Consider the following 23,412-nt stretch of genomic DNA (forward strand, 5'->3'; position numbering starts at 1 on the left):
GTTCCTACTGCTTGCTCCGTTCCAGTCGCTCAAGACGCGCTTCGAACCGCTCGGCATCATCACGCAGGTTGCTCACCTGATCAGAAAAATGCATCACTGCCAGTTTATGAGCCGCCAGTTGTTTTTCATCGGTAAGAGCGCTGCCCAGAATAGCCTCGGCTTTGCGGCCGGCTCTCTGCAGCTGCGCCTGAGCTTTGGCCGCTAAACCAAATAACTCGTGAGCGATAACATCATTGGTTCGAATGGCCAGTTGCTCTTCCAAATCAATATTGAGTGACTGCAATAAACCAGAAAACGCCTGAGCAATGGCCAGCTCGCCATTCACTTCCAGCTCGCCGCTTTTAATCAACCGGGTTAACTGACTGGTGTCACGAAGGCTGGGTAGTACGCTCAACCGGGTTTTGATAATGCATTCATCAACGCCAGCCGGGTCCGGCGCATCGGCCAGAGCCAGTACATCAACTTTGGTAGAAAACACCAATGCAAAGCGCTGCTGCAGGTCATCAAGCTCAACTACAAGACGCTTCCCTTGCAACTGGCTTAGCTTTGCCGCAGCATCCGGATCAAGCGACAGCACTTTATTCAGTGCTGTTTCGATAGTGGCAGTTAACAGAGGTACCGCGGACATTAAAATTTATAACCCCGGTGCAGGGCTACTATTCCGCCAGTCAGATTCTGGTAATCACAGTGTTCAAAGCCCGCGTTCTCAAACATGGCTTTAAGGGTTTCCTGATCCGGGTGCATACGAATGGACTCAGCCAGATACTGGTAACTTTCGCGGTCGTTGGCCACCAGTTGGCCCATGGTGGGCAGAATATTAAATGAATACCAGTCGTAGGTTTTCGACAGCATTTCGTTGGTGGGTTTGGAAAACTCCAGTACCAACAAGCGGCCACCAGGCTTCAGAATTCGAAAGATCGAGGCCAGCGCTTTATCTTTATCGGTAACATTACGCAGGCCAAATGCCATCGTCACCAAATCAAAATGATTATCCGGAAATGGCAGTGCTTCAGCATTCGCCTGCACATAGTTGACATTGCCAACCACGCCTTTATCACGTAGTTTGTCACGGCCAACCGATAGCATGGAATGGTTAATATCGGCCAGGACTACCTCACCAGCGGGACCAACCAAACGGGAAAATTTGGCAGCCAGATCACCGGTTCCACCCGCCAGATCGAGCACCTTCTGGCCACTCTTAATACCACTACAATCTATGGTGTAGCGTTTCCATAAACGATGAATGCCCATCGACATAAAATCGTTCATAACATCGTATTTGGCTGCAACGGAATCAAAGACACCGGCTACCATCGACGCCTTTTTAGTCCGGTCGACAGTTTTAAAGCCGAAATGCGTCGATTGTTCAGATGAACTGGTTTCATCACTATTTGGTGTTTGTTGTTCTGACATGGATAAATTCTTCTTTTTAGAGTCCGGGATCTCATTACCCTGAAAGCGCGAGAAAGAATGATGAGCCGGCTGATGCAATGCGGCAAGTGTAACCAAAACCGGGGGCGCTTACCATCCTGTTCATGACGACTTGCCCGATGTTATTGACCGGGCGCAACTACAGCCGGTAACTCGGCCAGTGAGTTTAACACCCTGTCCGGGTGATAACGCTGAATGTCCTCGCCGTGGTTATACCCATAGGGTAACGCGATGACCGCACAACCTGCGGCTCTCGCCGCATGAATATCCGATTTTGAGTCACCAATCATCAGCGCTTGCGACGGCTTACCACCCAGTTTATCCAATGCTAACAGCAAAGGGTCTGCGTGAGGCTTTTTGTGCTCACAGGTATCACCGCTCACCACTACCGAAAAATAGCGGTCCAGCCCTTTTTCGGCCAACAAAGGCAAGGTAAACGCTTCGGCTTTGTTAGTCACGCAAGCGAGTTTATAGCCGTTTGCCGTTAACCATTGAAGGGCCGGTATCACGCCCTCATAAACGGTGCTGCGTTTGCCGTTATGCGCTTTATAGGCGGCCAGAAATGCATCGTAGGCAGACGTAAACAAACGCTCATCGGGTTGCTCGTCCATGGTGTCTGATACTGCGCGTTGCATAAGCTTCTCGATACCGTTGCCCACCCAGCAGCGCACGGCTTCAACGCCACGGGTTGGCAAACCTACTGTCTGCATAGCAACATCTACGCAATAAGCCAGGTCCGGCACGCTGTCTACCAGCGTGCCGTCGAGGTCAAACAAAATAAAGGGGTAGTGCTTTTCTTCCATGGCAGACGACCTTGTTTATTTAAACGCGGTTATCACCGCAGCTGTAGGCCAGAATCTGACTTAGCTCTTGCAGGCTTCGTCCACTCTGGGCCTGCCAGTCAGCAAAGGTATTGGCGATAGTGGTAAGGCTTTGCTTTGATGTAAGGCCGCCACTGATCAGATCATAAGCCCGAAAGTAACCTTCCACATCACGGCTCAGCAGAAACGTGTCGATTCCCAGTGCACGCAGTGCATAAGGGCCGGTGTTGCCGCCCAGTCGCGCTCCGTGCTTTTTAAGGTGGGCCCACAAGTCGATCACAGCCGCGCCGGTAAACTGACTGGCAAATTTACCAAAGCTTCCGTGTGACAAACGAATGTCATTGAGCATCAGGGCGTTGTCGCGGATCGTCATAACTTTTTTAAGGTTACGCACGATCCGTTTATCCGTGGCCCGCTGTTCGAGCATTTCATCGGACATTAATAGCACCTTTTCAACCTCAAAGTTAAAAAACAGCGCTTCAAATTCCGGCCACTTTTGCTCAATCACGCGCCATACAAAGCCTGACTGAAAGACTTTTTTGGTAAAGGCCGAGAGTACCCTGTCGTCGCTCAACGCTTTAACGCCAGCCGGTGATAGGGGCTGGCTAACCAGCGCTTCCAGCCCCCGCTCGCCGCCCTTTCGTTCAGCCGCCCGGGCATAGATAGCGGCAAATGATTCCGCCGCCATCAGGCACCTGTCGCCACAATACCGTTATGGCGAAGCAGTGCGTCTACTTTAGGCTCGCGCCCTCTGAAGGCGACAAATAAATCCATTGGCTCACGACTGCCGCCCATTTCAAGAATATTGTGCAGGAAGTCGGCACCCGTTTGCGGATTGAAGATCCCTTCTTCCTCGAACCGGCTGAACGCATCGGCAGACAATACTTCTGCCCATTTGTAACTGTAATAACCGGCTGCATAACCACCGGCAAAGATGTGCCCGAAGCTGTGCTGGAATCGATTGAACGACGGTGGCTGAAGCACGGCGACTTCGTTGCGAACCTGCGAAAGCACTTGTTGAACATCCACATGCTCGCCGTCTTCCATGTGGAGCAGGAAGTCGAACAGGCTGAACTCCAGTTGACGGATCATTTGCATTGCGGCCTGATAATCCCGGGCGGCCAGCATTTTATCCAGTAACTCTTTAGGTAGCGGTTCGCCGGTTTCGTAATGGCCGGAGATAAAGCCCAGAGCCTCTTCCTGCCAGCACCAGTTTTCCAGAAACTGACTGGGTAATTCAACCGCATCCCATGGCACGCCGTTAATGCCGGATACCCCGGGCACTGACATTTGCGTAAGCATGTGATGAATACCATGACCAAATTCATGGAACAAGGTTACCACTTCATCATGGGTAAACAGGGCTGGCTTATCGCCGACCGGCCCGTTGAAGTTACAGGTGAGGTACGCCACCGGTGTTTGCAGATCGCCACTGGCCTGAAAACGGCGCACACGGCACTCATCCATCCAGGCGCCGCCACGCTTTTTAGGACGAGCGTAGAGGTCGAGGTAGAACTGCCCGCGCAGGGTGTCGTCTTTGTCGGTAATAGAGAACAGGCGCACATCTTTGTGCCAGGTATCAGCATTTTCGACTTCGGTAATAGTCAGGCCATAGAGTTTCTCTACCACCGTAAATAAGCCGGCCAGCGCTTTGCTCTGGGGGAAATACGGCCGCAGTATTTCATCTGAAATACTGTAACGCTCCTGCTTCAGTTTCTCGCTGTAATAAGGTACGTCCCAGGCTTCAAGTTCGTCCATCTGATGCTTTTCAGCAGCGTAAGCCCGCACTTCTGCCAGTTCTTTTTCTGCCTGGGGTTTGGACTTTGCCGCGAGGTCGCGCAGAAAGCCCACTACCTGTGAGGTTGAATTGGCCATTTTGGTAGCCAGAGAGCGCTCTGCGTAGCTGGCAAAGCCTAATAGTGATGCGATTTCTGAACGCAGGGCCAGCGTTTCGTTGATAATCTCAGTGTTATCCCACTCACCGGCATTCGGCCCCTGATCGGATGCACGGGTTGCATAAGCACGGTACATTTCCTCGCGCAGCGCACGGTTATCGGCATACAACATTACCGGCAAATAGCTGGGAATATCCAGCGTGAACAACCAGCCCTGTAAATCTTTCTGATGGGCAGCCTGTTGCGCGGCATCAAGCGCCGACTCTGGCAACCCGGCCAGCTCTGACTCATCGGTAATGTGTTTGGTCCAGCCCATGGTGGCATCCATCACATTATTGCTGAAGGTCGACGATAACTCAGATAAACGCGCCTGAATTTGCGCAAAACGCTGTTTTTTCTCAGCCGGCAGCGCCACACCAGACAACGTGAAGTCGCGTAACGTGTTATCAATAACCTTACGCTGCGATTCATCCAGTTGCAGATACTCATCACTGTCGCGCAGGGCCTTGTATGCCTGAAACAACCCTTCATGCTGCCCCACCCAGGTGCCGTATTCCGACAGCAGCGGCAAACAGGCATCGTGGGCTTCACGCAGTTCATCGCTGCTGACTACCGAATTCATGTGCGACACCGGCGACCAGACTTTGCCCAGTACATCGTCGGCTTCATCGATTTTGCTTACCACATTGGCATAAGAATAATCACCACTGGCAACCACCGCCTCGATGGTTTGCTTACAATCTTCAATTGCTTTGGTGACCGCAGGCTTCACCTGATCCGGGGTAATTTGAGAAAAACGTGGCAGGCCATCTACCTGTTCGAGTGCAAGTGTAGTCATAGTCGTTATTAGGATCCGTTGCCAAATTAATATTGCTTTAGTGATGGGGTTCACAGGCTAAAAAAACAAGCCCCGCACCGAGCGGGGCCTGGACTTTTTACGTGATGGATTCAATTTGGTTCAGTCAGTGGCATTTCAGGAATTAGCGCTGCAATTCGCGCGAAAATAAATGCCCTGCAACCGGGCCTAACTGATACTGACACGCTGCGTATTATCAACCGGATTAGCCGGACGTGGGATAAGAACCCGTAACACACCGTTATCATAGCGTGCGACCACATCAGCATTGTCGTTAACGGCAAAGGGTAAGGCGACAACCCGCCTGAAGCTGCCACTGCGACGTTCTCTGAAATGAAAGCCTTCGTCTGTTGTGGATTCCTGTTCCTGCTTACGCATACCTGAAAGCACTAAACGGTCTTGCTGAACTTCCAGATGAATATCTTCTTTCTTCATGTCCGGCAAGTCTGCGGTTAACTCAAGGCCTTCTTTGGTTTCTTTTAAATCCAACGCCGGCATATAAACGTTATCACCAGCGGCGAAACCTGTCATGGCCGGAAAACCAGCAAAGAAATCATCAAAAACACGATCAATTTCGCCTTTTAATGCACCAGGGTGATTACGACCAAACACACTTGGAAATAAACTCATAACCCCTCCTTAATCGATACCGATAGTTCGCTAACCTGTCCTCAGGTACTTTTCCTTCATCGTTTTACGATGAGTGAATTTATTGCTCCCTGCATCATAAATATGGTTGGTCGGTGTAGGGTTTTCAAGCTGCCGCATGGTCAACTATTGCGCTATATCAAGCTTTTTAAGCCGCCGGGTTAACGTCCCTGTTGTGCCTTAAATTTGGCATAAAAAGGTTGTCTTATCATGAGCTTTTCAAATTCCTGGCGGGAGACTGCCGGGCTAAATATGTAGCCCTGGATCTTGTCGCAACGCATGGCCTGAAGACAGCGCAAATCCGCCTCTTCCTCAACGCCTTCAGCAACCACCTCAATACCCAGTTTCTTACAACTCAGAATCAGATTGTGAATAAACTCCTGGCGGTGACTATCGGTATGCAGGTTATCAATCATTACCTTGTCGAGCTTCAGGGTATCGATGGGCAATTTAGACAGGTACGAAAACGACGTAAAGCCAGCGCCAAAATCATCAACGGCAAGTCTCACTCCGAGTAACTTGAGTTGCCAAAGAAGCTCTTCAAGGTAGTGAGAGTTTTCAGCCAGGGCGGTTTCGGTCAGTTCAAGTTCAATAAATGAAGGAGGCAGATAATAGTGCTGCAAACGCTCACCAATAAACTCCACAATACGCGAAGACTGTAACTGTTTGGCAGAGATATTAATCGCAATACTGTCGAGCTCAGCACTAAAGCGTCTTAGTTCGCTGGCGACTTTAAATCCCTGGTCCAGCACCCACTCACCAATCGCTTCTATCTGTCCATCCAGTTCGGCAAGACGGACAAATTCTGAAGGGGGAACCCAGCCTAAACTGTGATGTTGCCAGCGCAGCAGCACTTCAGCACTATTAATCATCCCCGAGCTCAGCTGCACTTTGGGCTGATAGGCCAGCTTAAACTCCTGATTCCGCAATCCACTTTGCACCTCTGCGCTGAGCTGCTGCTGTCGACGGTACTGCGTAATAGTGGAGTTATCCAGCTGCGAAATACTGATACGATGACTGTCGCGAACGATGGTATCAACCAGGCTGCTGATCAGAATATCGTGGTCAAGCTGCGAATCCCTGAGGTTTCGAAACCCCACGCCTATGTGGCAAAATACTGATACCCCTTTGATGGCAAAGGTACGCTGCAACTGCTGGCGAATCTGGCAACACAGAGAGCGCGTTATTTCGATGGTGGATTCTTTAAGATACAGCGCAAACACTCCAGCCTGAGTGCGTTGTAGCAAGTGTGGCTGCGTGACCATATATTCCAGACGCTGGCCAATATAGGCTTCGGTATCCAGCGATGCAGCTTCCCCATGGGCCAGGCTGATGTCTGAAACGTTCATAAGCTTAATCAGCACCACCGACTCATAATCACGCAGATTTGGCTTATCATTTTCGTGATCAAAGTCGGCCAGTTGTTGCGCCGATGTTTTTTGTCCTCCCTCGCTGCACTGATTAAGCACTTTTACCACTTCATTACGCAAATCCTGGCGATTCCAGGGCTTGGTGAGATACTTTGTCAGCATACGCTGATTGAGTAATTCTACTGCCGCCTGTAAATCGCCTTCACCGCTGAGCATAAAGATGTGCGTATCGGGAGAGTATTGTTTAGCAAATCGCACCAGATCGACGCCATTCACGTCAGGCATCTTATGATCGGTGATTAACAGAGCGACATCCTGCTCGCGCAATACAGACATAGCTTTGCGACCAGAAGTGGTTGTAGTGATGCAGCAGTTAAGATCTTTAAGTTCACGTTTGAGGGCGTTGACCACGCCTTTTTCGTCATCTACCAGCAGTAAATTAAGTGCTTTTTCTGGACTAGCACTCTGGGTATCACAAGCCATGCTATCTACCTCTTTTATGATAACAATAATCCGATGTGCGATTCCTTGCAGACAGATAATTCATGTTGTTATCACAAATTAGCACAATGTCACTAATGTCGCAAATTATACATATTGCTTAATTGCCATATTTGATTAACAATGCTATAAATGGGTCTCGATGAAAACTTAAGCAACGAGGATCAACTGTGAAAACACTGACATCCGGCGAAATTGCCGAATATTGTGACGTTAATCTCCGAACGGTTATCCGATGGTTGGAAAGCGGCAAGTTAAAAGGGTTTAAATTACCAGGTCGTGGTAACAACCGGGTTCTGATCAACGATTTTATCGATTTTCTGGAACGCCATAATATGCCGATACCGGATAGCCTGAAGCCCGAGGCTTCTCCGCTCATCCTGATTGTTGATGATGAACTACCAGTGGCTAAATCCATCCAGCGGGTGGCGCGTCGCGCTGGTTACGACACGCTGATTGCTACCGGTGGTTTTCAGGCAGGCATGATGCTGAGCCAGCACTCACCGCGGGTAATGACCCTTGATTTAAGCATGCCCGGTATGGACGGCTACAGTGTATTGCAATACACCCGTGAACAGGAGTCACAGCGTGGTCTGAGAATTATTGTGATTTCAGCGCTCGACGATGCGAGCCTGGAAAAAGCTAAGGAACTTGGCGCCGACGCCACCCTTACCAAACCGTTTTCAAATCACGATCTGACTCAACTGTTTGAAGAATTCATGCAGGTATAAACGGTAAATCAAAGCGGAGAGCAATATGAAATTTGTGCTTGTTATCCTGGCTATTCTGGGGGCGACCGACGTATTTGCCGACTCAGGCAATCAGGCACCTGCCGAGAAGCCAGCACAATACACCTTCGGTGTAGTGCCCCAGCAATCTGCTTATCGACTTGCTCAGATGTGGACTCCCCTGCTCCAGCACCTTGCGCAGGAGACCGGTCTGTCATTGAACTTTATCACTGCCAAAGACATCCCCAGTTTCGAGGATGAGTTAACCGCGGCAAATTATGATTTGGCTTACATGAACCCTTATCATTACGTTGTATTTCACAACAGGTCAGATTATCAGCCACTGGTGCGGGACTCAGAAAAAGGTCTGCGGGGGATTATCGTGACCCGTAAAGACAGCAATATTACCAACATTGAGCAATTACAGGGGGCAACCCTTGCTTTTCCAGCCCCGGCCGCTTTTGCAGCCAGTATTGTACCGCGTGCCGAGCTCAATCGTGCTGGCATTAGTATTAGTCCACGTTATGTAAATTCTCACGATTCGGTCTATCTTAATGTCATTAAAGAACTCTTTCCGGCAGGGGGCGGCATTATCCGATCACTGGAACATTTACCGGCGGCACAACGCTCGCAACTAAAAATATTATGGCAAAGTAAAGCCTATACCAGTCATGCGATTGCTGCGCACAGCAGGGTACCCCTCGCCCACCAGAAATCACTGATTGCTGCGATGGAAAAACTGGTGACCACCGAAAAAGGCAGAGCTTTACTTAAACAGTTGAATTTTAATCGTCTTGATGCGGCTGAAGATAAAGACTGGAATGACATCCGCGCGTTAGGCATTAATTCGCTGTCGAGACCGGACATCTGAGCCAGCATCATGCGCCTGTCATTACGTACCAAAACCATCGCCGGTACGGCGTTAATCGAAGCGACACTGCTGCTTGTTCTGATTATAACGAGCCTGACGTTTATTAACGCGCTTATCGAAGAAAACGTTGTGAAACGTGCGCAAACCACCGCCAACCTGTTCTCATCGATCACCCGTGATCCGTTGTTATCGCTCGATCTGGCTTCGCTTGAGTCTTCGGTAGAAGAACTCATGAATAACCCCGATATCGCCTACGCCAGGGTAGTCGACAGTCAGCAACGAGTGCTTGCTCAACGTCGCCGCGAGGGTAGCACCGAGAGGCCGTTTAATCCGGATACATCGGTACAGGAGATTGACGACTCTGTTTATGATACCCGGAAACCTATTACTGTCGCCGGCGAATACTTTGGTGAGGTTCAAATTGGTATCGACGTGACCTCAGTGCAATCATCGCTGCTGCAGATCCGCAACTGGATTATCTCTCTGGCTCTGCTGGAGATGGTGCTGGTTGCGCTGTTTTCCTTTGGTTTAGGCACTTACCTGACGTCCCAGTTGCAGTCTTTGCGCCAGGGGGCGAAAGACATGCTAAAGGCCATCCCAACTCACAGCTATAAAAGCGTATCGATCCCAATTAAAGGTCGTGACGAACTTTCAGAACTGGCCCTGTCGTTCAATACCCTGGTGGATACGCTGGCTGAAGAATATGAAAACAGAAGCGGTGCGCAGGACGAACTCAAAAAATTAAACCGTTCACTGGAAAACAAAGTGAAAGAGCGCACCGAGGCCTTAAGTAACAAAAACACTGAACTGGAAAATGCCAACAAACACCTGAAAGAAACACAACAGCAATTATTGCAGGCGGAAAAAATGGCCTCAGTGGGTCAGTTAGCCGCCGGTGTAGCCCATGAAATCAATAATCCCATAGGCTTTGTCAGCAGTAACTTAAGCACATTAAAAGATTATCTGTCGCTGTTTCAAATTCTGCTGGATATGGCGAAGAAGCTTCACAGCGATGAATCCATCGAGGCTTTAAAAGCCAGGGTGGACGAACTTCAGGCATTTTACACGCAGCATGATCTGGACTTTATCAGCGAAGATGTGGGATCCCTTATCGAAGAGTCGGCAGAGGGGTTACAACGAGTCAGTGAGATCGTTAAAGGACTGAAGATATTTTCCCGGGTCGACTCAGGAGAGTCGCAATGGTACGACCTGAACCATTGTCTCAACACCACGCTGACGATGGTCAATAACAAGCTCAAATATATCTGCAAGGTAGAAAAGCAATTCGCCGATTTGCCCAAAGTGTACTTTAATTTGGGTAAGTTAACGCAGGTCTTCACCAACCTGCTAATCAATGCCGGCCAGGCAATAGAAGCCACCGGTAAGCAAGGCGTAATCAGTATCAAAACAATGCAGGAAGGCGATATTGTGAAAGTCCGTATCCAGGACACCGGCTGTGGGATTAGTCAGGAAAATCTCGACCAGCTGTTTAATCCGTTTTTTACTACCAAACCTGAAGGACAAGGCACCGGGCTGGGCTTGTCTATTACCTATGGGATTATTCAGGAGCATGGCGGCCAGATTCAGGTCTCCAGTACGCCAGGCGAAGGGAGTGTCTTTGAACTAGCCTTACCTATAAACGGTCTGGATGACCAACAGCATGCCGCAGCGCAACACTAGCGGGCAGGATCATCGAGGAAATACTATGCCGAACACCGAAGCTGCAACGCCAAGATACTCAGTACTTTGTGTTGATGATGAACAAAATATTTTACGCTCCATCAAGCGGGCGCTATTTTCATTGAAAATCGATCTGACCCTTGCAGAGAGTGGTGAAGAAGCATTGGCGATTATGGAGCAAAAAACCATCCATGTGGTCATTTCGGATATGAAGATGCCGCACATGACCGGCGCCGAACTGCTCGAAAAAGTAGCCGCAAAATATCCAGACACGTTCCGGGTGGTGCTAACCGGCTTTGCGGATATCGACGCCACCATAAAAGCCGTTAACCAGGGGCGAATTCATCGTTATCTGCAAAAGCCCTGGGACAATCAGGAGCTGATTAATACTATCGAAGAAGGGCTCGAACGCATTAAGCTCAAAGACGAAAATGCCCGCTTGCAAAAACTGACTCGCTTGCAAAACGCCAAACTGAAAGAGGTCAACAACGACCTGGAAAAAACGGTTCAAAAACGCACCCGGCAAATTAAAGCGGCGCTTAACCGCATTGAAACCCGCAACCGTGCACTGGAGCAGGTACTGTTTAATGTGATTTCTATTAATCCGGATATCGACGGCAAATTTGCCATTGAGGTGAGTGAGCTCAGTAAAAAACTGGCCGCCAAACTCGGCTGCAACACAGATGAGAAAAAGCTCTATGCTTATGCCAGCCTGATTGGCGAATTAGGGTTATTGGGATTACAACCTGAAAACTTCCGCCCGCCGTTTGCCAAACTGACTTATCAGCAGCAAAAAGATTACATGTCACAGACTCACCTGGCCAAGATGATCCTGGCGCCAGCCGAACATATGCAGCCCATCAGTGAAATTATCGAGTTTCAGTTTGAGCACTATAATGGCAGCGGTTTATACCACAAAGTGGCTAAGGAAATTCCGCTGGGCGCGCGGATTCATGCCATCGCCCGCGACTACTGGCGCATGGTTGGCGGCCGCATGAGTGCTCAGCGCATGGAGCCAAGAGACGCCAAAGCAGAGCTGAAAAAACATCGTAATACCCGTTATGATGGCGAAATTCTTGATTTACTGCTTAGCGACCATGATATTCATAAGCCCAGCTTTATCGAAAATCACCTAACCAGTGAAGAACTGGCGGCTGGTATGGTACTGGGCAACAACCTGTACAATGATAATCATATTCTGCTGCTACCTGCCGGCCATGTATTTTCAGAGGCGACCATCGCCAAGCTGAAACAATACGAACGTGAGCACAAGCGTCACTTTGAGATTTTAATTGAAAATGAAAAAAGCAAAGAAACTACCTAAGCAGGATTTTATAGCGTTTTTTGTTCGCCAGGCATAGCGACAGCCATAGGCGCTGTCGCAGTGCTCAGTTTAAGACTGCCGGTATCTGCTCTTCCGGGCGCAGCGTTAACACTTCGTAACCATCGGCTGTCACGGCAATGGTATGTTCCCATTGTGCTGATAACTTTCGATCGCGGGTAATCACCGTCCAGCCGTCTTTTTTCAGTTTGGTTTTATGGGTGCCCTGATTAATCATGGGCTCAATGGTAAACACCATGCCCTCGCGCAAAACCAGTCCGGTACCGGGCGTTCCCACATGCAATATTTGTGGTTCTTCATGCATTTCGCGGCCGATGCCATGACCGCAATATTCTCTTACCACGCTGTAACCATGTTGCTCGGCATGCCGCTGTACGGCGTCACCGATATCGCCAATACGGGCTCCGGGCTTAACCGATTCGATGCCTTTCCACATGGCTTCGTAGGTGACTTTTACCAGCCGGTGTGCCAGTGGTGAAACTTCACCTATACAATACATTTTGCTGCTATCAGCAATGTAGCCATTCTTTTCCAGGGTGATGTCCAGATTAACAATATCCCCTTTGCGCAGGGCTTTGGCCGCCGACGGTACGCCGTGGCAGATAACCTCGTTCACAGAGGTATTTAAAGCGTATTCATAACCATACTGCCCTTTACTGGCAGGCCGGCTTTTAAGCGTATCAACAATATAGTGCTCCACAAATTCGTTGATCGCCAAAGTGGTTACACCGGCAGCAACAAATTCATCCAGCGCACCAAACACACGCGCCAATAACTGACCGGCCTCGCGCATTAATGCCACTTCCTGTGGCGTTTTAACTATCACGCTACTCATTAACCAGTCGGACCTTGTTGATTTTTTGCCGATGCATCTCCTGCTCCAGAATTTGTTCGTAAGTCAGCGAAGGGTTTTGTTCTGCTAACCGACCGATTTTCATCCAGAACTCGGCCTGAGAATTCATTGAGCGCTCCATCACCACGCTGTGCTTGCGCACCTCTTCGTGCAATTGATCAGAGATTTTTACGATGCCCATCAGACTCACCCTAAACGCTATATAAAACTACATATTGCTACACTATATCTTCAACCGGATAACCATGCAAAAAAAAGCCCGCGGCCGGAAGGCTGCGGGCAAAATGGGAAGTTACACACATGAAGAAAGAAATGTTACAAGCTACTGCTAGCTTTTAAGTTCACCGCTCGCTGATTCAATATGCGCGCGGACAAACCACTGGAACTGCTCCAGTTGGGCTAACTGACCGGTTACCATATCTTCAGATACCGGGTCGAGTTCACTCAGGGTATCAATGGCCTTACGATGGTCTTCGTTGACACCATTATACACTTTGTCCAGCGCAGTCAGATGGTCTGTCACCAAGCCCTTACCTACTGAATAATCGTCCCAGCGACGACGTTCTACAATCGATTTTGGCGTACCTACCGGTACACCTCCAAGGGTGGCAATACGCTCGGCAATGGTGTCGGTCATTTCACGCACTGCTTCCACCTGTGGGTCAAGCATTTCATGCACACCAATAAAGTTCGGTCCTACCACATTCCAGTGAATGTGCTTAAGCGTAAGCTGTAAATCAATCAAGGCGACCATACGGTCATCAAGCACAGAGATAGCATCTTTTGCTGCATTGTCTTTAATGCCCGGGGCGGTAAATTCTGCAATTTTTACGTTGCTCATAATTCCTCCTGCTCGTTAAAAGTCGTAAGGCTGATACGGTATCAACCTTTCAAATTCGTACGATTAAGAGGTTGCATAGCCTGTGCCGGATTGCCGCCAAAGGCCTTAATCCCCGCCATACCTGGCTTTCAACGCCACCAGCCAAAGTGTAGAGCCCTCATTACCATGCGTTCATAGAGGTAAATAATGCATGCGCCTGTAAATTCTTCAGAGCACTAGCCCTGCTGAAAGTAAATAATCCCATAGCGGGTCTTTAAGGTAACCCTGGGCGACTGACTCGCTGCCTGTCATGCACAGAGTAAGTTTGTCCGGCTATACGAAATCATGCACAATAGCAGCACTACAATGACGAGAGAATTTGCGATGCAAGAGTTTGACTATATCTGTATTGGCGGCGGCAGTGGCGGCATTGCCTCGGCCAACCGGGCAGCAAAACACGGCAAGAAAGTCCTGCTTATTGAAGCAAAAGCAGTGGGCGGTACCTGTGTAAATGTGGGCTGTGTGCCGAAAAAAGCTATGTGGTACGGCGCTCAGGTAGCAGAAGCCATTCACAAGTACGGGCCGGATTACGGCTTTGATGTAACAGTAAATAAATTTGACTGGTCTACGCTGGTTAAGAACCGTCAGGCGTACATATCTCGCATTCATGCCTCTTACGACCGGGTGCTGGGCAACAATCAGGTAACCCTGCTCAAAGGTTATGCAAAATTCGTTAACAACACTACCGTGGAAGTCGACGGTGAACAGTACACTGCCCCGCATATTCTTATCGCAACCGGCGGTAAGCCTTTCCGCCCGGATATCCCCGGCGCAGAGTACGGTATTGACTCAGACGGTTTCTTCGAGCTCGACGAGCAGCCAAGACGTGTTGCCGTAGTAGGCGGTGGTTATATAGGTGTGGAACTGGCTGGCGTGCTGCACGCGCTGGGCAGTGAAACCCACTCTATCCTGCGTCAGGAATTACCGTTACGCGGCTTCGATGCCATGTTGCAGGAAACGCTTAAGACCCTGATGCTCGAAGAAGGCATCGATATTCACGAAAAAACCGAAATCAAACAAGTTACCAAACTGGACAACGGCGATCTGGAACTGACGTTAACCGATGGCAATACGCTTACCGTTGACTGCCTGATCTGGGCCACCGGCCGCAAGCCAAATACCGCAACAATTGGCCTGGATAACACCGACGTTGAAATGCGCCACAACGGGCAGATAGTGGTCGATAAGTTTCAGAATACTAACGTTGAGGGCATTTATGCGGTGGGCGATATTACCGGCCAGCCTGAATTAACCCCGGTGGCGGTTAAAGCCGGGCGGATGTTGAGCGAGCGCCTGTTTAACGGCCAGACCAACGCCCATCTCGACTACGATCTGGTGCCTACCGTGGTCTTCAGCCACCCGCCAATTGGTACCATCGGTATGACCGAAAGCGAGGCAGAAGCTAAGTTTGGTAAAGATAACCTGACCATTTACCGTTCTAACTTTGCGGCCATGTATACCGCTGTTACCCATCATCGCCAGCTCACCAGTATGAAGCTTATCTGTGCCGGTGAAGAGCAGAAGGTAGTAGGTTTACACGGCATAGGTTATGCCATGGACGAAATCCTGCAAGGCTTTGGCGTGGCTATTAAAATGGGCGCAACCAAAGCTGACTTTGACGCCTGTATTGCCATTCACCCCACCAGCGCCGAAGAATACGTTACGATGTAATACAAAGCCCGGGAGAGTAAACGTCACGTTTACTCACTCATAAAATAAATAAAGCTGACCTTCAGTTTCTGTTGGTCAGCTTTTTTATTGGTAATTGTTGATTACGCGCTATCTGAATCAACACTTTACGCTACGTTTGGTGAGAAGTTTACGTATCGGGCAAACAGCTTTAGCACTGCAAATAAGTAATATAAGTATCCTGCTGCCGATAAATATTAGTCACTTCGGTTCGTCCGTCCGGATAGACTGTAGTGATCACTTCCACAACGACCCAATCAGTGTTAACAAATGTCGTCGGCTCGCATTGTTTTGGTATATCTTTTGAGGAAGCTACCCTCTTAGCTTCCCGAAGACTACTTTGTGAAGAAGTACCTTGACTCTCAGCTTGAGTAAACGTTCTGTTTTCGCTGGTTCTTGACGCGTCTTTGTTTAATACTATTTCAACCACCCCTTCTTTTACCGTAACATCTACTACTAACACAGACCCATCCGCGTATTCAATTTTTACTCTAAAGGTAGAGAGGTTCTTAAGTGAAGATAATTCCATATTTAATGGACTAATAAAGTTAATGACACCTTCAAGCTTAGTTACTGCTGATATAAAGGCGTGGAAACCAGCATCATTGACGACAGCGTTATCAATATCTGTATTTAGGGAACCGGCACAATTGACGTCTGTACTGGTATAGTCAAGTGCGGTTAAACACTGTTCAACAGTGTTTTCCACTCTTGTTGAGGCACTCTGTCCCGTTGCATCTGTAACGTTCCCGTACTCGTCCATTTCCAGCGTAAACTTTTTAACTATCGACTGCCTGAGTTCTGCGATTTCGGCAAGTGTTTCAGTGGCTTCAACTTCGTGGTTGGTAGGCTGTATTTCAACAGCTGTTTTATTACCGGGCATGACGAGGTTACCCATTGGGTCATAAACATTTGGGTGTATGGTAATTTCGTACTTTACCGTTTGTTTATTATCAACATCAAAGAAAGTGAAATAATCAGTTTTACTTTGATAGGCTATATCATCGCCAATACACATTGGGCCCGACGATTCGCATTCGGTCGTTTCAGAATGCAAGTAACTCATTGACAGGGCGTGATTGGTAAAATTTTGTGGGCAGGCGGTAAAATCGCTGCTAAGAGTGGTAGCACATATCTCCCCTCTTTCAACCCCCAGGGAATTAGCTTGGGTATGCAGCGAATAAGCAGAAACGAAAAACGTAACGACTGAAATTAAAGCAGTTTTTATAAAATATTGTAAATCCATTAATCCATTAATCCATTTTGTTCAATGCTAGCCCCCATTGACTAGCAACATAAAAATAACATATTCAGTAAGCTGGTTCAAACAAGCGGCCTTTTCTCCGAGTAAACGATGCGTCAATAAATGTGTGCTCAAGAACACCCTGTAGCCCTATTAAGTTGCTGTTTAATGCTGATATAAACTGGCAGGCAGATTCATCAACCTCGTACTATAGTTAACTGACAGCAACTTTATTTGTTTATCGGTTCTGACAGTGGCAACGAGGTAACCTCACAATGCTCAGTGACGAATTACTTTTTACTAACGATGACAAAACCGATCTCGAAGAAGAGCTATTAGCGGCCTGGACAGTGCTGGTAGTTGATGACGAGCCGGAAGTGCATGCGGTCACCCGTATGGTGTTGGCCGATTTTGTGTTTGAGCAACGCCCGGTGAACATTATCACCGCCAGCAGTGCCGCTGAAGCCCGTGATATCTTGCTTGCCGATAAACATAACGCCATTGCAGTAGCGATTATTGATGTAGTAATGGAAACTACCCAGGCTGGTCTTGAACTGGTGCGCTGGGTCCGCGAGACGCTAAGAAATCATTTGATCAGGCTGATCCTGCGTACAGGTCAGCCCGGCGAAGCGCCGGAAGAAAGGGTGATCCGCGATTACGACATCAACGATTATAAAAACAAAACCGAGCTTACCGCCATGCGCCTGACAACCAGCATGTATGCGGCGCTGCGGGCATACCGGGATATTCGCCTGATTGAGCGTCACCGACAAGGGCTGGAGAAAATTATCAGCGCCACCACCGAATTTATCGAGTGCGATACTCTCCCGCAATTTGCCTCCGCTATCTTAAAACAAATATCCGTACTGCTGGCAATCGAGACGTCCGCTATTATTTGCTGCGCCATAACCCGCGACGTAAAAAGTGGCAATCAGTATAAAATTCTGGCCACCAACTTTCAGAGCAAGTCTTTATCAACCATCCCGGCGAAGGTACAAACCCGCATCGAAGAAGCGTTAAACCAGCACAGTAATATTCAGGGCAACGATTACTTTGTGAGTTACTTTACTACCCGCAGGGGCATGGAAAATGTGCTTTACGTAGCGAAAAATGAGCCGCTGGAGCCTGTCCAGCATCATTTGCTTTCTTTTTTTGCTCACAATATCGCGGTTTCCCACGAAAACCTCAAGTTGCGTGAAGTGATCCGGGACTCGCAACGTGAACTGTCGTACATTATTGGCGAGGCGGTGGAGCTCAGGTCTAAGGAAACCGGTTCACATGTGCGTCGGGTAGCACATATCAGCGCCCTGCTGGCCAGGCAGTACGGCTTACCCGACAGCGAAGCCGAAATGATAAAACTGGCATCGCCGCTGCACGACGTTGGCAAAGTCGCCATCCCGGATCTAATTTTAAACAAGCCCGGGCCACACACTGATGAAGAGCGGCAGATAATGCAAACCCATGCCAAAGCAGGGTTCGACATGCTACGCAAAAGTACCAACCCGATTTTGCAGCTTGGCGCTACTATTGCCCATGAGCATCATGAATGCTGGGACGGCAGCGGTTATCCTAATGGACTCGTCAAAAATGCCATTTCTGTTGCCGGACGCATAGTGGCAATTGCCGATGTGTTTGACGCGCTGGGCAGTTCACGTTGCTATAAAAGTTCCTGGTCTGAAACACGAATTCGTGAATACTTCAATGAACAACGTGGCAAACAATTTGATCCCAGGCTGGTTGATTTGTTACTGGCAAACTTTACCACTTTCGCAGCCATCCGCGGCCAATTCCCCGACCCGCAATAAGCTCTGCGGTGTATGCCGCAAACTAATCCGATGAACTGCAACACCTCAAACTAAACATACTTTATACTGACCGTTAACAATCCAGGGAAGATTGCTTTTGCTGCGGGCTCAGTCCCCGCCATGACAACAAAAAAGACGTAGAGAATAACAATGAAGCTAACGACAAATCAGCACACCCCTAAGCAAAAATTAACCTTATTAGGTGCTTCGGTATTGACCTCACTTTGTCTGCTCAGCGCTCCGCTGGCAGCACAAGAAGGTGATATAGAAAAAAAGTGGGAAGTGACTAACCCACCGTACCCTTTGCACGATGTTACCATTAACACCACCGAAACTACCTGGTCGAGCCTGGACGTAGCGCCTGATGGCGAATACTTCCTGTTCGACATGCTCGGCGACATTTATAAAGCTGACCTCGACGGCGGCAACGCTACGCCATTAACCCAGGATTTCGCCTGGAATATTCACCCGGCCATCTCGCCCGATGGCAGCAAGATTGCGTTTATCTCAGATCGTGGCGGCGTGTCGAACGTGTGGGTAATGGATGCCAACGGTGAAAACCTGCGCCAGGTAACCAAAGAGAAAAACAACACTATCCACTCACCTAAATGGAGCCCGGATGGCGAATATATTGTGGTGACCAAAGGCATTACCTCTACCCGCAGTATCCCGGCCGGCGAAATCTGGATTTATCACCATTTTGGCGGTAGCGGTCTGCCGATTAAAGAGCGGGTATCCGGTAAACGTGAGCAAAACAACATTACCGATCCGGTGTTCTCTCACGATGGCAACTATATTTACTATACCCAGAGTACCTCTGGCGGTTACCGCTTCGACTATAATCGCGATCCGCTGGAAGGCATTTTTGCCATTACCCGCTTTGATCGCACTACCGGTGAAGAAGACCGCGTTATCTCCGGTACTGGCGGCGCCGTGGTACCAACCCCTTCACCAGACGGTAAGTACATTGCTTTTCTACGTCGGGTGAAGTACGACACCGCGCTGTTCATTAAAGACCTTGCCACCGGTGAAGAAACGCTGCTCACCCGCGATATGGAGCGCGATATGCAGGAAGGCTTTGGTGTAGAAGGTTACTATGCCTACTTTGACTGGACACCTGACAGCAAAGCGATTGTGTACTGGGCCGGCGGAAAGTTTCATAAGCTCAATGTAAAAGATCAATCGGCAGACACCATCGATATCGCCGTTGAGGCCAAACTGCAATACGCCGATGCATTGCGTTTTGATGTAGACGTGGCACCGGATACCTTTAACGTAAAAATGATCCGCTGGTCGCAAAAATCGCCGGGCGGTAAATCTGTGCTGTTTCAGGCGCTGGGCAAACTGTACGTTAAAGATTTAAAAAGTGGCAAAGCGAAACGCCTCACCCGTCAGGATGAGCATGATGAATACTACCCACGCTATTCTGCCGACGGTAAGCGCATTATCTACACTACCTGGAACGACCAGAAGTTAGGTGATGTTCGCATCGTCTCTGCCCGTGGTGGTAAGGGCAAAGTCATAACCCCTGAGCCGGGGCACTACATAGAGCCGGCGTTTTCACCCGATGGCGAGTTAGTGACCTACCGTAAATTTACCGGCGGCTACCTGCTTGACCCGAAGTATTCGGTAGAGCCAGGCTTATACGTGATGGACCTGGATAAAGGCGAACCGAAAAAGGTCACCAATTCAGGTATGCAGCCCCACTTTGCCGGCGACAATGAGCGCCTGTTCTTTACCGAACGCAGTTACGATTCTCCTTACGGCGCCACCCAACTGGCCAGTGTAAACCTGCATGGCGACGACCATCGGGTGCATTTATACGGCGCCGACAAGGTAGCGGAATACCGCCTGTCGCCGGATCGTAAATGGGTTGCATTTGTTCATCAGTTTAATACCTACGTTACGCCATACGTAGACAACGGTAAGAAAGTGACAATTGGCCCGAATATGTCTTCTCTGCCGGTGACTCAGCTGTCTGATCGCGCCGGAGAGTACCTCACGTGGGCGCCGGATAGCAGCAGTGTAGGCTGGTTCCATGGCCCCTACTATTTTGAGCGTAAGCTGGAAGACGCGTTTGCCTTTGCCGGTGGTAAATCGGCCGATGAACTGCCGGATCCGCTCTCTGAAGGCCTCGATTTGAGCTTCACCGCCACCAGCGACAAGCCCAGCGGTTATAAGGCGCTCGTAGGTGGTACCGTGGTCACCATGCGCGATGCCGACAATACCAGGGAAGTTATCGAAGACGGTGTGGTGCTGATCCTGGATAACCGCATTGCCGCGGTAGGTAAGCGCGGCGACGTGGATATCCCCGGCGACGCTATGCTTATTGATGCCTCAGGTAAAACCGTTCTGCCCGGGTTAGTGGATACCCACGCCCACGGCGGACAGGGTCGCAGTGAGATCATTCCGCAGCAAAACTGGATGCAGTATTCTAACCTGTCGTTTGGCGTGACCACCATTCACGATCCGTCTAACGATACCACTGAGATCTTTGCTGCTTCCGAGCTTCAACGTGCAGGTGAACGCGTCGCACCGCGCATCTATTCTACCGGTACTATTTTGTATGGCGCGGAAGGTATCGGCTATAAGGCACAAATTAACAACTACGACGATGCGTACTTCCATGTTCAGCGCCTGAAAGACAGCGGTGCTATTTCGGTGAAAAGCTATAACCAGCCGCGTCGGGATCAGCGTCAGCAAGTACTTTGGGCTGCTAGAAATCAGCAAATGATGGTGGTACCGGAAGGCGGTGGTAAGTTCCAGCAAAACCTCACCATGCTGGTTGACGGCCATACCGGCCTTGAGCATTCACTACCCATTGCCCGTGGCTACGACGACCTCACCCAGCTATGGAAAGCCACTGATTTTGGTTACACGCCAACCTTTGTGGTGTCTTACGGTGGCCTGATGGGTGAAGAGTACTGGTACGATCGCACCGAAGTGTGGAATAACGAACGCTTACTGCGTTATGTGCCTTCTACTAGGCTGGATGCCCGTGCCATTCGCCGCCCTACCGCGCCGGATGATCAGTACAACCATGTGAATGTGGCTGAATACGCTAAAGAGCTGCGCGATAATGGCGTAAGTGTACATATTGGTGCGCATGGTCAGCGTGAAGGATTAGCTGCTCACTGGGAAATGTGGCTGATGAATCAGGGCGGCTTTACGCCGTGGGAAGCTCTGCGTGGTGCCACCATTGATGGCGCAACGCATCTGGGCATGGGCAAGGATCTCGGCAGCATTGAGCCGGGTAAACTGGCCGACCTGATGATCACCGACGGCGACGTGCTTAACGACATCCGTCGCAGTGAATATGTCACCTACACCGTGATCAACGGCCGCGTGTATGACGTTGCCACGATGAACGAAATGGGCAGCAAGCAAAAGCGCCAGCCGTTCTTCTTTGAAGGTAACAACAAAGCCTTTATGCCGCAGCAAACGGCGACAGAAGTGGAGGCCAAGGCGCACCAGTATCACTGGAAGCATACCAACCACTAAACGCAAAAGCCGGAACCTATGTTCCGGCTTTTTTATACTGCCTTGATACTTCTATTGCGCGTTAGCTTCCTAAATTCGCTACACGTTGTGCATCAAAAATCTCAATCCAGTATCCGTCGGGGTCTTTGATAAAGGCAATATTATTCATACTGCCATCTTCCAGGCGTTTCTGAAATTCAACGCCGAGTTCGTCAAAGCGCTTACACGCCCCTTGCAGATCCGGCACATGAAAACCAATATGGCCAAAGCCGCGGGGATCGCTGTTACCGTTGTGATAGCTCGTGGTGTCGGCGCTGTCGTCCCAATTGTGGGTGAGCTCCAGCATGGCCGGACGGCCAAATGTTTGAGCCGTGCGCTTAGCTTCATCGTCGCTGATGTCAGAAAAATCCTCGCCGGTAGTGAGAAAATATAAACTGAACTTCATTTCCGGGAAGTCGAGCTTGCGCAATAAGGTCATGCCCATTACACGGGTATAAAAATCCAACGAACGGACCGGATCGGCTATCCGTAACATAGTCTGGTTAAATACAAAGCCGTCGGTGGCCGGGTCTTTTTGTTCACACAAGCCTTCGGCTTGTTCAAAGTGGCGAGACATACGTTGCCCTCATCTGATTTTAAATTGATGTATAAAACTGGGGACTAAACACAGTTTCACAATCCCACTGGCCGCGCGATTATGCCACTTCGCAGCTAGTTTGCGCGGTTAGCAGGAAAAGACTCCAGCAGTGTTTCTACCAGCGTGGTTAAGGCCTGTTGCACGGTAATGCTATCGCTGGCCTCTAACTCTGCGCTGCCCGCAGCGCTGTAGATAAACTCACCGTTCTGCACCACCTCAATTTGCAGATTCTGGTATTCGGTAACCTGCTCGCCTACTGGCACACTAAAAATGCTTCCCAGTGAAATACCGCCAGAGCGGCCAAATACACCGGTGCCAAGCCCGATACTGACCGACGAGCCCCCCTCTTCCACCCGGCTGGAAGGGAAAAAGCCGACTTTGATATCAGCATCTTCTTCGCCCGCTGCGGTGAGCCCTTTGCCTTGCAACACGGTAATAATGGTCGACGCCATATGCTGCTCCAGGGTAGGGTTAACTGAGTTGAGCGGTGGCTGAACATAAAAGGTTTTCAGCGCGGCGAAGTTAGTCTCGTCGCGCATTTTGATTTGTGGTTTATTGCTGGCACAGCCGGCTAGCCAGGCGCAAAATAAAAACACCAGCACTACGCGGTAAGGGAAAGACGTGCCTGCCTTATTGTTATTCATCGTGATAACCATTGAGTTGAGTTACCTTTTTAACGCCG

Annotated in this window: 20 protein-coding genes; 7 read left to right on the plus strand and 13 right to left on the minus strand. The window is 49.5% G+C overall.

Annotated elements, in window-relative coordinates:
* Positions 1-4: 4 nt before the first annotated feature.
* The 7 genes from C6Y40_RS00370 to C6Y40_RS00400 form a co-directional block, all read right to left on the minus strand.
* Positions 5-628 carry a ubiquinone biosynthesis accessory factor UbiJ gene (locus C6Y40_RS00370; protein ID WP_105932806.1) on the minus strand — a complete coding sequence of 208 codons (624 nt, stop codon included), beginning with the start codon at positions 626-628 and terminating at the stop codon, positions 5-7.
* Positions 628-1,413 carry a bifunctional demethylmenaquinone methyltransferase/2-methoxy-6-polyprenyl-1,4-benzoquinol methylase UbiE gene (gene ubiE / locus C6Y40_RS00375; protein ID WP_105932864.1) on the minus strand — a complete coding sequence of 262 codons (786 nt, stop codon included), beginning with the start codon at positions 1,411-1,413 and terminating at the stop codon, positions 628-630. Before ubiE ends, C6Y40_RS00370 begins: the two co-directional genes overlap by 1 nt.
* 140 nt (positions 1,414-1,553) lie before the next feature.
* On the minus strand, positions 1,554-2,234 hold the full coding sequence (locus tag C6Y40_RS00380) for a phosphoglycolate phosphatase (RefSeq protein WP_105932807.1): 681 nt from the start codon (positions 2,232-2,234) through the stop codon (positions 1,554-1,556).
* A 19-nt stretch (positions 2,235-2,253) separates the two neighbouring features.
* Complete coding sequence (locus C6Y40_RS00385; RefSeq protein WP_105932808.1) at positions 2,254-2,940, minus strand: DNA-3-methyladenine glycosylase I; 687 nt, start codon at positions 2,938-2,940, stop codon at positions 2,254-2,256.
* Complete coding sequence (gene prlC / locus C6Y40_RS00390; protein WP_105932809.1) at positions 2,940-4,985, minus strand: oligopeptidase A; 2,046 nt, start codon at positions 4,983-4,985, stop codon at positions 2,940-2,942. Before prlC ends, C6Y40_RS00385 begins: the two co-directional genes overlap by 1 nt.
* Before the next feature lie 186 nt (positions 4,986-5,171).
* Complete coding sequence (locus C6Y40_RS00395) at positions 5,172-5,633, minus strand: Hsp20/alpha crystallin family protein (protein WP_105932810.1); 462 nt, start codon at positions 5,631-5,633, stop codon at positions 5,172-5,174.
* 179 nt (positions 5,634-5,812) lie between these two features.
* Positions 5,813-7,504 carry an EAL domain-containing protein gene (locus C6Y40_RS00400; protein WP_105932811.1) on the minus strand — a complete coding sequence of 564 codons (1,692 nt, stop codon included), beginning with the start codon at positions 7,502-7,504 and terminating at the stop codon, positions 5,813-5,815.
* Positions 7,505-7,692: 188 nt separating this feature from the next.
* Here C6Y40_RS00400 and C6Y40_RS00405 point away from each other — a divergent pair, with 188 nt between their 5' ends.
* The 4 genes from C6Y40_RS00405 to nosR are packed head-to-tail and all read left to right on the plus strand — an operon-like array spanning position 7,693 to position 12,125.
* Positions 7,693-8,253: a response regulator gene (locus C6Y40_RS00405; protein WP_105932812.1), complete on the plus strand. Its 561-nt coding sequence runs from the start codon at positions 7,693-7,695 to the stop codon at positions 8,251-8,253.
* 25 nt (positions 8,254-8,278) lie between these two features.
* The gene (locus C6Y40_RS00410; protein ID WP_105932813.1) at positions 8,279-9,121 is read left to right on the plus strand and encodes a phosphate/phosphite/phosphonate ABC transporter substrate-binding protein; all 843 of its coding nucleotides are present in this window, start codon (positions 8,279-8,281) and stop codon (positions 9,119-9,121) included.
* A gap of 9 nt (positions 9,122-9,130) precedes the next feature.
* On the plus strand, positions 9,131-10,801 hold the full coding sequence (locus tag C6Y40_RS00415) for an ATP-binding protein (RefSeq protein WP_105932814.1): 1,671 nt from the start codon (positions 9,131-9,133) through the stop codon (positions 10,799-10,801).
* Positions 10,802-10,826: 25 nt separating this feature from the next.
* Positions 10,827-12,125, plus strand: a complete 1,299-nt coding sequence (gene nosR, locus C6Y40_RS00420) for a response regulator c-di-GMP phosphodiesterase, NosR family (RefSeq protein ID WP_240621796.1) — start codon at positions 10,827-10,829, stop codon at positions 12,123-12,125.
* 64 nt (positions 12,126-12,189) lie between these two features.
* On the opposite strand, the gene map is transcribed toward nosR, so the two are convergent.
* From map to dps, 3 genes are all read right to left on the minus strand, one after another.
* Complete coding sequence (gene map / locus C6Y40_RS00425; protein WP_105932816.1) at positions 12,190-12,978, minus strand: type I methionyl aminopeptidase; 789 nt, start codon at positions 12,976-12,978, stop codon at positions 12,190-12,192.
* Positions 12,971-13,177 (minus strand): ParD-like family protein, encoded by a 207-nt coding sequence (locus C6Y40_RS00430; protein ID WP_105932817.1) that lies wholly within the window; start codon positions 13,175-13,177, stop codon positions 12,971-12,973. Before C6Y40_RS00430 ends, map begins: the two co-directional genes overlap by 8 nt.
* Positions 13,178-13,324: 147 nt before the next feature.
* On the minus strand, positions 13,325-13,837 hold the full coding sequence (gene dps / locus C6Y40_RS00435) for a DNA starvation/stationary phase protection protein Dps (protein WP_105932818.1): 513 nt from the start codon (positions 13,835-13,837) through the stop codon (positions 13,325-13,327).
* A gap of 363 nt (positions 13,838-14,200) precedes the next feature.
* Here dps and gorA point away from each other — a divergent pair, with 363 nt between their 5' ends.
* Positions 14,201-15,547: a glutathione-disulfide reductase gene (gene gorA, locus C6Y40_RS00440; protein ID WP_105932865.1), complete on the plus strand. Its 1,347-nt coding sequence runs from the start codon at positions 14,201-14,203 to the stop codon at positions 15,545-15,547.
* Positions 15,548-15,716: 169 nt separating this feature from the next.
* On the opposite strand, the gene C6Y40_RS00445 is transcribed toward gorA, so the two are convergent.
* On the minus strand, positions 15,717-16,811 hold the full coding sequence (locus tag C6Y40_RS00445; protein WP_105932819.1) for a hypothetical protein: 1,095 nt from the start codon (positions 16,809-16,811) through the stop codon (positions 15,717-15,719).
* A 272-nt stretch (positions 16,812-17,083) separates the two neighbouring features.
* Between C6Y40_RS00445 and C6Y40_RS00450 the strand changes: the two genes are divergently transcribed.
* Positions 17,084-18,613 carry a DUF3369 domain-containing protein gene (locus C6Y40_RS00450; RefSeq protein ID WP_105932820.1) on the plus strand — a complete coding sequence of 510 codons (1,530 nt, stop codon included), beginning with the start codon at positions 17,084-17,086 and terminating at the stop codon, positions 18,611-18,613.
* A 150-nt stretch (positions 18,614-18,763) separates the two neighbouring features.
* Positions 18,764-22,114 (plus strand): amidohydrolase family protein, encoded by a 3,351-nt coding sequence (locus C6Y40_RS00455; protein ID WP_105932821.1) that lies wholly within the window; start codon positions 18,764-18,766, stop codon positions 22,112-22,114.
* Positions 22,115-22,175: 61 nt separating this feature from the next.
* Here the strand turns inward: C6Y40_RS00455 and gloA are convergent, their stop codons facing one another.
* The gene (gloA, locus tag C6Y40_RS00460) at positions 22,176-22,709 is read right to left on the minus strand and encodes a lactoylglutathione lyase (RefSeq protein WP_105932822.1); all 534 of its coding nucleotides are present in this window, start codon (positions 22,707-22,709) and stop codon (positions 22,176-22,178) included.
* Between the two features lie 95 nt (positions 22,710-22,804).
* Positions 22,805-23,374, minus strand: coding sequence for a DUF4136 domain-containing protein (locus tag C6Y40_RS00465; protein WP_105932866.1), 570 nt, complete (start codon positions 23,372-23,374; stop codon positions 22,805-22,807).
* Between the last annotated feature and the right edge of the window lie 38 nt (positions 23,375-23,412).

The sequence above is a fragment of the Marisediminitalea alba genome, from assembly GCF_002993365.1.
Lineage (GTDB): Bacteria > Pseudomonadota > Gammaproteobacteria > Enterobacterales > Alteromonadaceae > Alteromonas > Alteromonas alba.